Raw genomic sequence first — 11875 nt, 5'->3', positions numbered from 1 at the left:
CGAAGAGAATGCCATGACTTACTTCTTCCGCCGTCGAAGTGAGGCAATGACCTTCGGCCTGCCTGTTGTCTGCTGCGCGCTGGCGTTGATATTGCAATCGAACATAGAGCCGATCGAAGATCGGACGGCGATTGTGGTGATCGTTGCCGGCATATCGATCATCCTTACCTTGGCAACCGTCTTTGCCGTGGTGCGACATGCGGAGGCGATAGCCCGACGTGTTGGGCAGCCGTACGGCACCCTGGTCCTTACCTTGGCCGTAACGACGATCGAAGTGTCGATCATCGTCTCGATGATGCGACATGGCGCCAACAATCCGACCCTGGCGCGAGAATCCGTGTTCTCCACGGTCATGATCGTTTGCACCGGCATCGTGGGGCTGTGCCTGACACTTGGCGGGTGGCGGCACCGCCACCAGGACATCCGAAGGCAAGGCACAAGTTCCTTTCTTTCGGTGCTGACCGCGATCACGGTGCTGACGATGGTGCTGCCGAACTATACGCTTGCCACCAGCCCCGGGACATTTTCTCCCACGCAACTGGCCTTCGTCGCGCTGCTGTCGCTCTTGCTCTACGGCAGTTTCGTTTTCGCCCAGAGCTACAGCCAGAAAGAGGACTTCCTGGAGGTGCAGGTCCGTGAAAGCGCTCCGGAAAGCCATTCTCCGCAGGTCCACGGCGTGCCAACGCATTTCGTCTTCCTGCTTCTGGGACTGGTCGGGATCGTCCTGCTGACGGAACGGGTCGCGGCTGGCGTTGAAGATGGCCTTACCTACCTGCAGATCCCGCAATCGGATGCGATCGTCGGCGCGATGATTGCGTTTGTCGTGCTGCTCCCCGAGGCGATCTCCGCCATCAAGGCATCGTGGGGGAATGAGCTCCAGCGCGCATTGAACGTCGCTTTGGGCTCGGCGTGCGCGACCATCGGACTGACGATCCCGGCAGTGGCGGCGGCCAGCCTCATCACCGGAAAGTCGCTCAACCTCGGTCTCGGTCCGAGCGACGTGATTTTGCTGGTTCTGGCCCTTGCGGTGAGTGTCGTAAGTTTCAGTACCGGACGCACGACGGTTCTCACCGGACTTGCTCACCTCGTCGTCTTTGTTGCCTACGTCCTGTTGATCGCCGTGCCGTGACTCCGGACTGCCGGCGCTGTCGCTACTTCGGCGGCCGTTGAAACCGCAGGTACCACGGCCGCCCGCTTCCCAGCCCAATGGCGGGACGGATGGTCTTGATGGCATCCTCCGGCACGATGAAGGTGTCGCCGATGGTGATGACGTCGCCTGTCTTGGCGCCGGAGAAGATCGCCGAGGTGCAGTTCATCACGCCGTCCGGCAGTCTGACGCCCGAAATCATGTCGGGGAGCCAGCGGCGGCCGGCGGCATCGGTCAGCATCAGCCTGCAGCCCAGCCATTGCTTCTGCAAGTCGGGATCGCCGACGGTGACGGAGAAGGTGGCGATGACGGCGAAGGCCTGATCGGGCAAGCGGCCGGCCTTGCCGCCGCGCAGGTCCGCCAGCTTCCAGTCGCTGCCGCCGAAGTGCGCGGACTGGCCAAACTCGACATCCCTGGCGATGAGGTCTTCGCCGCCCAGCCATTCGCGCAAGCTGTCATGGCTGGTTTCTGCCAGCGCCAGCGGCAGCAGGATGACAAGCGCCGCCAGGCTGCGCCTGCGCCATTTTTTCTCGACCTGCCGCTCGGCGGCCGGCCCCATGTCGGTCGCGACGGCGCTCATGGCTTGCCCTGCGGTGTCTGGCCCGGAGAAGTCTGGCCCGGTGGTGCATCCAGATCGTATTGCGGCAGGATGCCGGCCGGTTGTCCATCGGCGCCGGCAGACAACCCGTCGAAGCTGATGCGGGCCTGCGCGTCGAGCGCGCCGAATTGGCGTTCCGAGACCAGCAGCCTGGCGCCGCCGATCTGGTCGGGCGGTACTTCGAAGACGAACAGGCCGCGTTTTTGCAAGCCGGGATCGACGCCGTGCGGCGGCATGTCCTGGCGATAGCCCAGCCGCTCCGTCTGGCGGTAGCGCAGACCGGTCGGACCTTGCCAGGTGCCGTCCGCGACCGTGATGGAGGCGTCGGTCGCGGTGAGGCTGGTCGTCACCACCGCCCACACGCCGCTCGTCGTCAAAAGCTTTTGCTGCCCGAACTGGTTGGTCTTCAGCGCGCGGGCAAAGACAACCTCGTCAAGCCGCACGTCGAAGCTGCGTGCCCGCACCGTGTCGTGCATGGCGCCGTCGACCGGGATGGGCGCGGTGAGGTCGGCATAATGCGGCTTGGAAAGCTGCATACCGTAGCTCAGCGCCACGGTGGCGGCGAGAATCGCGAGATTGCCGAGGACCCGCATCTTCATGAGCCGGCTCCCGGCGTGTCCGTTGCCGGCATATCGGCGAGCGGCAAGGTCACGGTGCCGAGACGGTAGGGATTGTACCAGCCGGGCGTGCCGTAGAGATTGTCGCGCGGCTTGAAGATCTCCGCGGTGACGCCGAAGGCGAGCGTCGGCGGCACGGCGGCGTCGCCGGCCAGCGGCCAGACATAGGCCAGGCGCTCGGTCATGCCGGGGTGCAGTTCCGGCGCCAGGGTCGAATCGCGTATCAGGGCGATCATCGGCATCGAGTCCGGCAGGGTGATTCCCTCCGGCTTGAAGACAGCGAAGTAGGCCTTGTTGGATTCGGCCGTGCGGTTGGTCATGTCGGCCTCCAGCACCAGTGCCTTCTGGCCCGGTTTCAGCGGCACGCCATGGATGTCGGCATGGCTGACGTAGGCACGCACCGGTTTGATGCGCCAGCGGCCGGCATCGATGGCGGCATCGGACGGCAGTTGCGGCGGAGGGTGAGCGGGCAGGGCGCCAAAGGCGCCCATGAGGCCGGCCGCCAACAGCGCGGCGATGGTTCCCGCGCCTGCCGTCATCCAGGCCTGGACTCTTGAACGGGCAGTCTTGAACATTCCCTGATATGCACGTCGAACGATCAGCCACCCGCAGGCAATCTAGGAAGAAAACGCGCGGATGGGAACCCGCAAATGGCGGCATTGCCCAGCTCTTCTCGTGGCTGCGTCTCTCTCGTGGCGCAGTGTGGTCGCCGACGGCTTAGCGAGCCCGCCTATGCCGCCTGCAAGGCCCAAATGCGGTGGCCGTAGCGGCGGAAGAAGCGCGCCAGCAGGCGTTGTTGCCTCGCCCTGGCGAGGTCCGCCAGGCGCCGTTCCTGGCGCCAGCGCGGCATGTTGCGCCAGAAGGAGATGAAGCGGGCGGCGTCCTCGATGGCTTCTTGTGCCGATAGCGCCGGGCCGATCGCCGCCAGGAAAAGCGCTTCCGATTGTTTCAGCGCGTCGACGACCACCTTGCGCCTGAAATGGCCGAGGCGCGCCTGGCGGATGCCGTGTTCGCGGATTCTCGCGAAGGCCTCGATGAGAGCGTGACTGTCGCCGCCATAGCCGCAGGCATGAGCGAAATCGGCGGCAAGGGCGTCCATCGTCTCTCCCGGGGTGCTGCACGCGCGCCGACTCGGCTTTGCAAGCCATATAGAAGCATAACTCAAAAATTGGCGAAAGAGAAACTTTTGCGGAGCCCTGAAAGATGCGACTCGACTCTCGTTTCAAAACACAGGAATATGCGAACAAACAAGGAACAAAAAGGCGAGCCGCGATGGCATTGACGGGCAAGGGATCAGTGATTGCGGATGTCGTTTCGATATCGGTCGAATGCGCCGATTGCGGCCGCAACAGGTGGTGGAAGCCCGATCAGCTGCGGCGCTTCGGCGTGACTGGCAATACGCCGCTGGCAGCGCTTTCGGGCCGGCTGGTCTGCTCGGCCTGCCGCGCCGACGGGCTGCCGGGCACGGCGATCCAGATCCGGGCGGCGTTTATCAACGAGCGCCAGCGCGTGCGCAGCGAGGCGCTGATGCTGAGCGAGCGCGAGATGCCGCTGGAGGGATCGGGGCGGGCGTGAGGTGGCATCGACGCTGGGTTTTGCCTGCTCTCCTTGTGGGAGGAAGAATTGCCCCGTCGCCCTCAATAGCCCAGCAATTCCTTCAACGGAATGACCCGCCAGACCTGCTTGATGGCGTAGCGGTTGAAGGTCAACGTCTTCGGCGGATTGTACTGTTCGACCACCAGTTCGGCGGCGGTGCGCTTGACCAATTTCTTGATGAAGGCCTTGCCGTTGCGTTCGTTCTCTTCCGGGAAGGTTTCGATCACCACGTGATCGCCCGGGACGGCATCGCGGCCGCCGCAATAGATCAGGTCTCCGGGCTCGTAACGGGGTACCATGGAATCCGAGAGAACATGCAGCGCGAACACCTTGGCCAGGTTGCGGATGCCGGGTGGGCGCTGGACGTAGCCGGCGGGCTCGCCGTTGAAGGTGAAATCGCCGTCGTCGCCGCCAACGGCGGCGCCCAGCACCTGGATGTCCATCGGCCCGGCGGGGGGCGGCCCGGCGTCGGTGACGATCTCGGCGTCGTTGACCGGTCCGGCATCGTCGAGGAAAACCACCTCGCCCTTGCCGAGCGCGACCGGGTCGACACGCAGAAAGGCGGCAGTCTTCAGGAGGTTTTCCGTCTTGGGCAGGTTGCGACCGGTTTCCCAATTGCCGACGGCGGCGACGTCGGTGTCGTTGTGCTCGGCGATGTGGCGCATGACCAGGCCGCGCTGCTTGCGCGCCTGGCGGATTGCCGCCCCGACCTTGATCGACAGTTGCGTTTTCACCATGGCGCCCATGTGACCAACAAGCGCTGCTTTCGTCCATGAAAGAATGGCTTGCATAAGTTTTTGAGTTATGCTTATATCCGTTCATGCAAAAGCTCAACCCCTTCCGAGTCGAAAGCGCCCTCAGGCCAGCTTCACGCGAGCCGGCCAGCGCTCATTCCCTTTCGCCCCGGCTGTCCTCCTCCCCGGCCAGGGCGAAGCGTGAGGCTGATTGCCCCGATGCATCAGCCGCACGTCCGGTCCGCCCGTCACCGGCGGCCGGAACGGCCGGAGCCGCCGCTCCCCGCGGCTCCGGCCCCCAATTCAGCGCGGTGCGGATCCGCTCCCTGATCCGCACCGAGGACGGCACCGTGATCCTGCTCGACAGGCTGACGGGCAGGGCGGTTTCCGCACCCGACCGGGTGACGGCAGAGGCGCGGCTGGCGCGCCTCGCCGCGCTGGACGGCCGGCCGGGCTGAGGCCGCCAATCCAACGGCCGACAGGCCGGATCGAACCCGACAATGCCCACCGCCTGCGGCGGGCCGACACTCGCCGGCCGCGTCGCGCGCTGCCGCGGCCGCGCAATGGACGGAGACCAGGACATGGCACTTTACGGCGACAAGGAATTGCAGGCGATCGCCGGCTGGCTGACGGACGGACTTTCCGCCTCGCGCATCGCGGCTCGGTTCAGCGCGTCGCGAGGCAGCCCGGTGTCGCGCGACGCCATCATTGGCATCGTTCACCGCAACGCCATGCTGAGTTCTATCGGCTTTGCCAACAGCAAGCGGATCGCGGCAGCCGAGAGGGCGAATGACAAAGCCGCGGACCGCGCCGCCAAGGCCGGACACAAGCGCGTGCCGAAGGGTGAAGGTGCGGAACGCCTCGCAGCGCGCGAGGCCGGCGTGCTGATCGCGGACGGGCAAGCCTACCGCCTCGAGGTACCGGTGCCGCACCGAAGCCCGATCGGCCGCCAGCCGCATGGCGTGGCAATGCGCTTCGTCGACTGCCTGTTCGGCCGCTGCCGCGCTCCGCTTGACCTGACGCTGGAGCAAAATCCGGAAAACGACGCGCCCGGAGGCCGGCCGGGCGTCCACATGCTGTGCTGCGGCATGCGCACAAGGGCGATGAAAAGCTACTGCACCTATCACCAGGCGCGCTTCCACCGGCGTGTCTGCGAGGCGGGGTGAGCTTCTTTCCCCCGTTCTCGGGAGACGATGCCGGCAGGAGGCAACGCCGGTCAGGATTGGGAACACAAGCATGAATTCGGGAGATTGGGTCAGATGCAAGGTATCGAAACGGTGGCGCCGCCCCTCATTGCCCTGCCGGGCATTTCTCCCCGTAAAACGGGGAGAAAGAGACTAGCTGCAACGCTGGCTTTTCTTCTGCAATGGTGGCGATCTGGCGGGAACGGCGGCCACGCAACGCTTTTATTTTGGCAGATCGTGGCCCTGCTTTGGCATCCGCACGCTCATTGCATCAGGCATCGCTGGCCGGCCGTCATCGCCGGCCAATATGCGGGTAACCCGCGCGAAGCCGGTGAACGCTTTCATCGCGTCGGCGTGCGAAATCTGCGCCGCGATGGCCGCACTGCACGCGTTGAGCGCACTGCGGTAGACGTGACCACGCCGTTCAACCGGCCAGCGCTGCAGGAAGTCGGCTGCCTCAACGACGCTGTCGATCACCTGGACATGCCCGTCCAGGCATACTTTGAGCGGAGATCCTGTTTTCATGGTACCCACGGCGGTTACCTTGGCGTTGTGCGCGGCTCGGAAGCCAGCCCCTATCAACGTGCAAGGCGGCGGCGCGGTTGCATCACGTTTTCAGCCGCCTCACGGGCCCGCGGCGGCGTCGAGCCATTCATGGGCGCGGCTACGCGGCTTTGCCACCAGCAGCCCCTGCTGCCCGGCCGCCTTGGTGAAAGCCTCGAAGGCGACGCGCTGGCGGCAGCTCCCGTCGATGGCGAGCCTGACCAGCCTTGCCGCATCCAGATAGGCGGTGGCCGTCTTGTCAGGCCATTGCCGGCGAAGCGCGGTCGCCGCCTGGGCGATGGAGCCCACCAGCATGGTCTTGTTGTCGCAGAAGCGCAAGGTCACCGGCATGAAGGCGGTCATGGGCATACCTCCTGTTGGTTTGGTGCGGCACAACGCCCAGCCTCGCCGCTGGTTCCGGCGCACGCAGCCAATTTCGCCAGGGATTGCTGCCCCGCCAGCCAGCACCTCAATCCACTCCCCACAAGGACGCAGCCATGAGCAAGAAAGCCGCCAGATCAGCCAAACCGCAGACGCCGAAGCTGCCGAAGGGCGAGGCCGAGCAGGTGCGCATCCGCCGCGAGGTCGGCCATGATTTCGCGTTGCGGGACGATGAGTTCGGCCGCAAGCGGCTCGCAACCGGCACGTCGGAGGCGCGGCGCGTCTATGAGGTGTCCAATGACGGCCATACCTCCACCGGTGGTATCGTGCGGGTGCGCAGCATCGATCCGCTGCTGGGCATCACCTCGCTGTCGCGCCAGCAGCGCGAAGCCGGTCTGCGCTACCGCGAGGATTTCCGCGCCAGCCAGCAGGCTGATATCAAGCCGATGCGCTGGAGCGAACGCGTCGACGGCGACAGGACAAGCGGCGGCATCACCGACAGCGTGCTCAATGCCGGACGGTCGCACGCCGCCGCGACCCGCGCTCTCGGCCATTGGGAGGTGGTCGACGTGGTCCGGAAGATCGTGTGCCTGGAGCAGTCGGTCAGAGGCGTGGCGGGAGAGATGAGCGAGGGCAGGGACGTGGCGGCAAAGCTGTTGAGAATCGGGCTCGATCTGCTGGCGATGCACTACGGGATGATGATGCGACGATAGGGTTGGGCCCCGAGGAGTTGCGGCGCGCACGACAAGTGCTCCGCTCCAGGGCATGGCGCTGTGCATGACATCCGGCCGGCGCGATGCCGGCCGGATTGGTTGTCAGGTCAACGCCTGCAGACGCGGACTCTCTCGATGACCCGATGGTGATGACGCCAGTGCTTGATCACCTCGGTGTGGCAGCGACGATGACCGTAGTAACGCGGACGGTAGCTCTCGTCATACATGCTGTAGCGGCGATAGTAGCCGTCATCGTCGGAATAATCGCGATAATGGTGACGATATCTGGGAACATAGTAATCGTCGTCATAGCCGTTGCCGATGCCAAGCGTGATGCTGGCGGCATTTGCCGGGGCAATCACGGCCACCGCCGAAGCGACGGCAATCACGGATGCGAGCAAGAGTTTCTTCATGGCAACCTCCTCTTTAAGGCTCATCTAATAAACGCTGCCCTCGCGGCCCTGTTCCCATAAAGCCGGTAAACCAATGTTTCGTGCCCGCGCGCGCTGTGAGGGGGCGGCGTCTTGGCAGCGCGCCTTTGAAGAAGGGACGCTAACCCCTTCTAAAACAGCGCTTTCTCCAGCGGCTTCTCCAGCGTCTCGGCGAAAGCGGTCGCCAGATGGTGGCGGTCGCGGAAGGCGATCTTGCCGCCGATGAAGACATGGCAGGTGGTCTGGTTGCAGAACTGGTCGGTCATATCGACATAGCGGGCGTTCGGAATGCTGCGCACGACGTCGCGCTCCACCGCGGCCATGGCGTCGTTGGCGGCATAGGCGCGCGTCTGATCACAGAGCGAGGGCGTGTCGCCGCGCCACAGCGCACGCGCCACGCAGGTGTCGACCTGCTCGTCGTTGAAGGGCACGTCGCGGATGAAGGCGACTTTCAGCCCGGCCTTGCTGAACGTCTCCAGTGTCGAACGCAGGCCAGCCTTCCACTCCGCGTCCTGACTGTCGGGCTCATCCTTGCCGGCGGCCATCTTGCGCGAACTGGTCAGGGCGATTTCCGAGATCACCACCAGGGCCGGCCTCAGCGCCAGGATCTCCTTGATCGACTGCTCGCGCCACTGGTCGCATTCGGCGTAGTCGCGCTTCAGCTTGCTCGACCATGTCGACAGCCGGGACGCCCGGCACGAGGATTTGAGCCAGGTAACCACCCGGTAATCGCGCTTTTCGGCCGCCTCGATCAGCGGCGTCGACCAGTGGTCGGCATGTGAATCGCCGAACAGCGCGATCGTGCCTTTCGCATCCTTGGCGCCAAACACGCAGGGCTTCGGAGTGACGGTCTCGTAGTCGAGCACGCAGCCGCCCCTGGCACGCGCGGTGGACGGACGCGCCGCACTTTGGGCGATGACGCGCTGCTCCGGATCGAGTTCGTGAACGGCAAACTTGGCATTGGCGTAGGCCGCGACCACGCCGGCGCCGGTCAGCAGCGCCGCGGGCACGAGCGCGCGGGCGGCGCTTGCCATCAGCCAGCCGTTGCGGCGCACGGGGTTTTCGATGACGTGATAGGTGAAGATGGAGAGCATCAGCGTCAGTGCCAGGCAGGCAAACCTGTCCAGCCCGGAAAGCTCCGCGGTGACCATTCCCGCATAGACGATGACCGGCCAGTGCCAGAGATAGAGCGAATAGGAGAGCCTGCCAATCGATTGCATGGGCGGCAGCGACAGGACAGCCGTGGGGCCGCCGGCCAGCTTGCCACCCGCTTGGCGCTCGCCTGCCCCGCTGACCAGCAGCAGCACCGTGCCGACGACCGGCAGCAGCGCCAGCAGGCCGGGGAAGGGCAGCGCCTCGTCCAGCAGCAGATAGGCGGGCACGATCAGCGCCAGGCCGAGCCAGCCTTGCGCGGCGCGCAGCCGCGGGTGGTACTGGAGGAAATTCGCCGGCACCATCGTAGCAAGCCCGCCGGCGGCGAACTCCCAGGCCCTCAGCGGCGAGAAATAGAAAGCCCAGGGCGGCGAAACGCTGGTCAGCCAGGCGCAGGCCACGAACGAAACCAGGCCGGTGACGCCGATGACCACGATAGCCGCGCGCCGTCCCGGCCGCAGCCATGCGGCGAGAACAAGCAGCGCCGGCCATGCGAGGTAGAACTGCTCCTCCACCGACAGCGACCAGAAATGGATGAACGGGTTGTTGGCGGCATCGGAGGCGAAATAGTCGAACGACCAGCGGATCAGCCACAGATTGATCATATAGGCCGAGGCAAACATCGCGCCCTTCGAATAGAGCGCCTGTTCCTCCGGCGACAGGATGAAGGCGCCGGCCAGCAGCGTGGCGAGGATGACGAACAGCGAGGCCGGCAGCAACCGCCGGGCGCGGCGGGCATAGAAGCGCCACAGGTTCAGCCGGCCGCTCTCGCCGATCTCCTGCAAAAGGTGTCTTGTGATGAGATAACCGGAGAGAACGAAGAAGATGTCGACCCCGGCAAAGCCGCCGGGCAGGGCGGCGAGGCCGAAATGATAGGCGACGACGCCTGCTACCGCCAGTGCGCGCATTCCCTCGATATCGGGTCGGAACGATGCTGCCACGACAAATCCTTCGTGCAAGCCCAACCCGCGACCATTGTTAGTCGGGGCGGATCGTATCGCAATGCAACAAATCTTTCGCAACGCAACATGGCAGGAAAAAGGACAGCGGCAGAAACGGAGATGACGGTGACGCGAGGCATGGATGACGCCTGCCGCCGGACGCCTCACATCTTATGTTTCCGGTAAATGGTGCCCGCCCTATTTACGACTAACATGTTAGCGTGATATCACTACCTGCGAACTGCTCTTTTGGAGGCTCGCTGGTGACATCGCGTTTTGGTCTTTCGGTTGCTCTGGCCACGCCTTTCGATGCGTCGGGGCAAATCCTCATTCCACCCATGGTGACGTGGGCCCGAAGCTGCCTGGCGCAGGGCTGCACCAGTGTGACGCTTTTCGGCACCACCGGGGAGGGCGCTTCGGTCGGCACCGAGGAGCGGCGGGCTGTCACCGAGGCGATGCTGGCGGCCGGCATCGCGCCGCATCAGCTTGTCGCAGGCGTGCTGGTCGATGCGGCCGAGGATGCAGCCGAGCAGGCTCGGCATGCCTTGCAGCGCGGCGCCCGCAACATCCTCCTTGCCCCTCCCAGCTATTTCAAGAATATCGGCGACGATGGCCTTTTCGGCTGGTTTTCCGCTGTCTTTGCCGCTCTCGGTCCGCTGGCCCGCGGCGTGCTGCTCTACAACATTCCCTCGGTCACCACGGTGCAGCTTTCGCTGGGGCTGATCGGCCGGCTGCGCCAGGCGTTTCCGGACGTGGTCGCCGGCGTCAAGGATTCCGGCGGCGACTGGACCTATAGCGAGGCGCTGCTCGGCGCCCATGGCGATCTGGTGATCCTGATCGGTGACGAGCGGCATCTGGCGCGGGCGGTCAGGATCGGTGGCCAGGGCGCGATTTCGGGCATGGCCAATTTCGCCGCCGGCGAGGTCCTCGCCATGGCGCAGATGGGGCAGGACGATGCGCGGGTCGAGCGTTTCGTGCTCGAGCTGCTCAAGCACCCGGTCATTCCGGCGGTCAAGGTGATGGTGGCGCGCAAAACCGGCGACGAGCGCTGGCTGGCGGTGCGGCCGCCGCTCGAGCCGATCGCGGCGCCGGGGCGCCAGCAGCTTGGCGCTGCCTACGACACTCTTTTCGCGGCCGCGGCGGCCTGACGGGAAGGGAAGCGCTGAAATGGCCAATGGCGGCGACCAGACAAATCTGCGGGAGCAGGCCTATGCCAGCTTCACGCGGCATTTGCTGGCACGCGACCTCAAGCCGGGCCAGTTCGTGTCGCAGCGCGAACTCGTCGCCTTCACCGGCCTGCCGCTTGGCGCCATCCGCGAGATCGTGCCGCGCCTGGAAGCCGAGGGGCTGCTGACGACGATCCCGCAGCGCGGCATGCAGATTGCGCATATCGACATCAGCCTGATCCGCGAGGCCTTCCAGTTCCGCCTGTTCATGGAGCGCGAGGCGGTGGCGCTGTTCACCGTCAGCGCCTCCGACGACGAACTCGCGCGCTTGCGCCGCGAGCATGAGGACATGCTTGCGCAGGCGCTGGCGCAGACCCCGACGCCGGAGATGGAGGCCAGGGCTCAGACCATCGACTGGGCCATGCACGATACTTTCATCGATGCGCTCGGCAACGAGATCATTGCCAAGGCCTATCTGGTCAATTCGGTGAAGATCCGCCTGATCCACCAGGAACGGTTCCGCATCGACGGGCGCGTGGTGCCGGTGATGCGCGAGCATCTGAGCGTGATCGAAGCCCTCGAAAGCCGCAATCCACAAAAGGCGGTAGAGGCGATCAGCCAGCATATCGACAATGCGCGCCGGCTGGCGCTCCATATCTGAGGAAGCAGGCC

General features: G+C 65.0%; 16 protein-coding genes. 7 read left to right on the top strand and 9 right to left on the bottom strand.

All coding sequences use genetic code 11. The features are described from left to right. Positions 1–13: 13 nt before the first annotated feature. Entirely contained in the window at positions 14–1129 is a 1116-nt protein-coding gene (locus FJ426_RS08815) for an ionic transporter (protein WP_140516195.1), read from the top strand. Positions 1130–1151: 22 nt separating this feature from the next. Here FJ426_RS08815 and FJ426_RS08810 read toward each other — a convergent pair whose 3' ends face one another. The 4 genes from FJ426_RS08810 to FJ426_RS08795 form a co-directional block, all read right to left on the bottom strand. After that, on the bottom strand, positions 1152–1727 hold the full coding sequence (locus tag FJ426_RS08810) for a hypothetical protein (protein WP_140516193.1): 576 nt from the start codon (positions 1725–1727) through the stop codon (positions 1152–1154). Then, positions 1724–2344, bottom strand: a complete 621-nt coding sequence (locus FJ426_RS08805; RefSeq protein WP_140556356.1) for a hypothetical protein — start codon at positions 2342–2344, stop codon at positions 1724–1726. Before FJ426_RS08805 ends, FJ426_RS08810 begins: the two co-directional genes overlap by 4 nt. After that, a complete protein-coding gene (locus FJ426_RS08800) occupies positions 2341–2937 on the bottom strand; it encodes a hypothetical protein (protein WP_140499124.1) in 597 nt (198 codons plus the stop codon). Before FJ426_RS08800 ends, FJ426_RS08805 begins: the two co-directional genes overlap by 4 nt. 155 nt (positions 2938–3092) lie before the next feature. After that, on the bottom strand, positions 3093–3461 hold the full coding sequence (locus tag FJ426_RS08795) for a hypothetical protein (protein ID WP_140516189.1): 369 nt from the start codon (positions 3459–3461) through the stop codon (positions 3093–3095). A gap of 173 nt (positions 3462–3634) precedes the next feature. Here FJ426_RS08795 and FJ426_RS08790 point away from each other — a divergent pair, with 173 nt between their 5' ends. Continuing rightward, positions 3635–3937, top strand: coding sequence for a hypothetical protein (locus FJ426_RS08790; protein ID WP_140556357.1), 303 nt, complete (start codon positions 3635–3637; stop codon positions 3935–3937). 62 nt (positions 3938–3999) lie between these two features. On the opposite strand, the gene FJ426_RS08785 is transcribed toward FJ426_RS08790, so the two are convergent. Further along, positions 4000–4704: a helix-turn-helix transcriptional regulator gene (locus FJ426_RS08785; RefSeq protein WP_140499435.1), complete on the bottom strand. Its 705-nt coding sequence runs from the start codon at positions 4702–4704 to the stop codon at positions 4000–4002. A gap of 299 nt (positions 4705–5003) precedes the next feature. Here FJ426_RS08785 and FJ426_RS31745 point away from each other — a divergent pair, with 299 nt between their 5' ends. Both FJ426_RS31745 and FJ426_RS08775 read left to right on the top strand, forming a co-directional pair. Next, positions 5004–5150, top strand: a complete 147-nt coding sequence (locus tag FJ426_RS31745) for a hypothetical protein (protein ID WP_246675522.1) — start codon at positions 5004–5006, stop codon at positions 5148–5150. 123 nt (positions 5151–5273) lie between these two features. Continuing rightward, complete coding sequence (locus tag FJ426_RS08775; RefSeq protein WP_140671053.1) at positions 5274–5858, top strand: GcrA cell cycle regulator; 585 nt, start codon at positions 5274–5276, stop codon at positions 5856–5858. 240 nt (positions 5859–6098) lie between these two features. On the opposite strand, the gene FJ426_RS08770 is transcribed toward FJ426_RS08775, so the two are convergent. Both FJ426_RS08770 and FJ426_RS08765 read right to left on the bottom strand, forming a co-directional pair. After that, positions 6099–6401, bottom strand: coding sequence for a DUF982 domain-containing protein (locus FJ426_RS08770; protein ID WP_181175333.1), 303 nt, complete (start codon positions 6399–6401; stop codon positions 6099–6101). Between the two features lie 99 nt (positions 6402–6500). Beyond that, on the bottom strand, positions 6501–6782 hold the full coding sequence (locus FJ426_RS08765; protein ID WP_140499114.1) for a DUF982 domain-containing protein: 282 nt from the start codon (positions 6780–6782) through the stop codon (positions 6501–6503). Positions 6783–6916: 134 nt separating this feature from the next. On the opposite strand from FJ426_RS08765, the gene FJ426_RS08760 reads away from it, so the two are divergent. Then, positions 6917–7513 carry a DUF6456 domain-containing protein gene (locus FJ426_RS08760; protein WP_140521422.1) on the top strand — a complete coding sequence of 199 codons (597 nt, stop codon included), beginning with the start codon at positions 6917–6919 and terminating at the stop codon, positions 7511–7513. 107 nt (positions 7514–7620) lie between these two features. Here FJ426_RS08760 and FJ426_RS08755 read toward each other — a convergent pair whose 3' ends face one another. Continuing rightward, entirely contained in the window at positions 7621–7926 is a 306-nt protein-coding gene (locus FJ426_RS08755) for a hypothetical protein (protein ID WP_140499110.1), read from the bottom strand. Between the two features lie 149 nt (positions 7927–8075). Further along, complete coding sequence (locus tag FJ426_RS08750) at positions 8076–10037, bottom strand: acyltransferase family protein (RefSeq protein WP_140516181.1); 1962 nt, start codon at positions 10035–10037, stop codon at positions 8076–8078. Between the two features lie 263 nt (positions 10038–10300). On the opposite strand from FJ426_RS08750, the gene FJ426_RS08745 reads away from it, so the two are divergent. Together FJ426_RS08745 and FJ426_RS08740 are read left to right on the top strand one after the other, a co-directional pair. After that, positions 10301–11185, top strand: coding sequence for a dihydrodipicolinate synthase family protein (locus FJ426_RS08745; protein ID WP_140516179.1), 885 nt, complete (start codon positions 10301–10303; stop codon positions 11183–11185). A gap of 19 nt (positions 11186–11204) precedes the next feature. After that, the gene (locus FJ426_RS08740) at positions 11205–11864 is read left to right on the top strand and encodes a GntR family transcriptional regulator (RefSeq protein ID WP_140499104.1); all 660 of its coding nucleotides are present in this window, start codon (positions 11205–11207) and stop codon (positions 11862–11864) included. Positions 11865–11875 lie beyond the last annotated feature (11 nt).

Origin of the sequence: Mesorhizobium sp. B2-6-4, from assembly GCF_006441495.1 — a bacterium.
Taxonomy (GTDB): Bacteria; Pseudomonadota; Alphaproteobacteria; order Rhizobiales; family Rhizobiaceae; genus Mesorhizobium.
The sequence above is the reverse complement of the archived record's forward strand: the minus strand, read 5'-3'. Positions and strand labels throughout refer to the sequence as shown.

Excerpts from the sequence above, each read along its gene's own strand:
- FJ426_RS08775 (WP_140671053.1), top strand. The coding sequence starts at position 5,274 with ATGGCACTTTACGGCGACAAGGAATTGCAGGCGATCGCCGGCTGGCTG.
- FJ426_RS08800 (WP_140499124.1), bottom strand. The coding sequence starts at position 2,937 with ATGTTCAAGACTGCCCGTTCAAGAGTCCAGGCCTGGATGACGGCAGGC.
- FJ426_RS08760 (WP_140521422.1), top strand. The coding sequence starts at position 6,917 with ATGAGCAAGAAAGCCGCCAGATCAGCCAAACCGCAGACGCCGAAGCTG.
- FJ426_RS08785 (WP_140499435.1), bottom strand. The coding sequence starts at position 4,704 with ATGGGCGCCATGGTGAAAACGCAACTGTCGATCAAGGTCGGGGCGGCA.
- FJ426_RS08740 (WP_140499104.1), top strand. The coding sequence starts at position 11,205 with ATGGCCAATGGCGGCGACCAGACAAATCTGCGGGAGCAGGCCTATGCC.
- FJ426_RS08815 (WP_140516195.1), top strand. The coding sequence starts at position 14 with ATGACTTACTTCTTCCGCCGTCGAAGTGAGGCAATGACCTTCGGCCTG.
- FJ426_RS08805 (WP_140556356.1), bottom strand. The coding sequence starts at position 2,344 with ATGAAGATGCGGGTCCTCGGCAATCTCGCGATTCTCGCCGCCACCGTG.
- FJ426_RS08810 (WP_140516193.1), bottom strand. The coding sequence starts at position 1,727 with ATGAGCGCCGTCGCGACCGACATGGGGCCGGCCGCCGAGCGGCAGGTC.
- FJ426_RS08795 (WP_140516189.1), bottom strand. The coding sequence starts at position 3,461 with ATGGACGCCCTTGCCGCCGATTTCGCTCATGCCTGCGGCTATGGCGGC.
- FJ426_RS08770 (WP_181175333.1), bottom strand. The coding sequence starts at position 6,401 with ATGAAAACAGGATCTCCGCTCAAAGTATGCCTGGACGGGCATGTCCAG.
- FJ426_RS08755 (WP_140499110.1), bottom strand. The coding sequence starts at position 7,926 with ATGAAGAAACTCTTGCTCGCATCCGTGATTGCCGTCGCTTCGGCGGTG.
- FJ426_RS08765 (WP_140499114.1), bottom strand. The coding sequence starts at position 6,782 with ATGACCGCCTTCATGCCGGTGACCTTGCGCTTCTGCGACAACAAGACC.
- FJ426_RS08790 (WP_140556357.1), top strand. The coding sequence starts at position 3,635 with ATGGCATTGACGGGCAAGGGATCAGTGATTGCGGATGTCGTTTCGATA.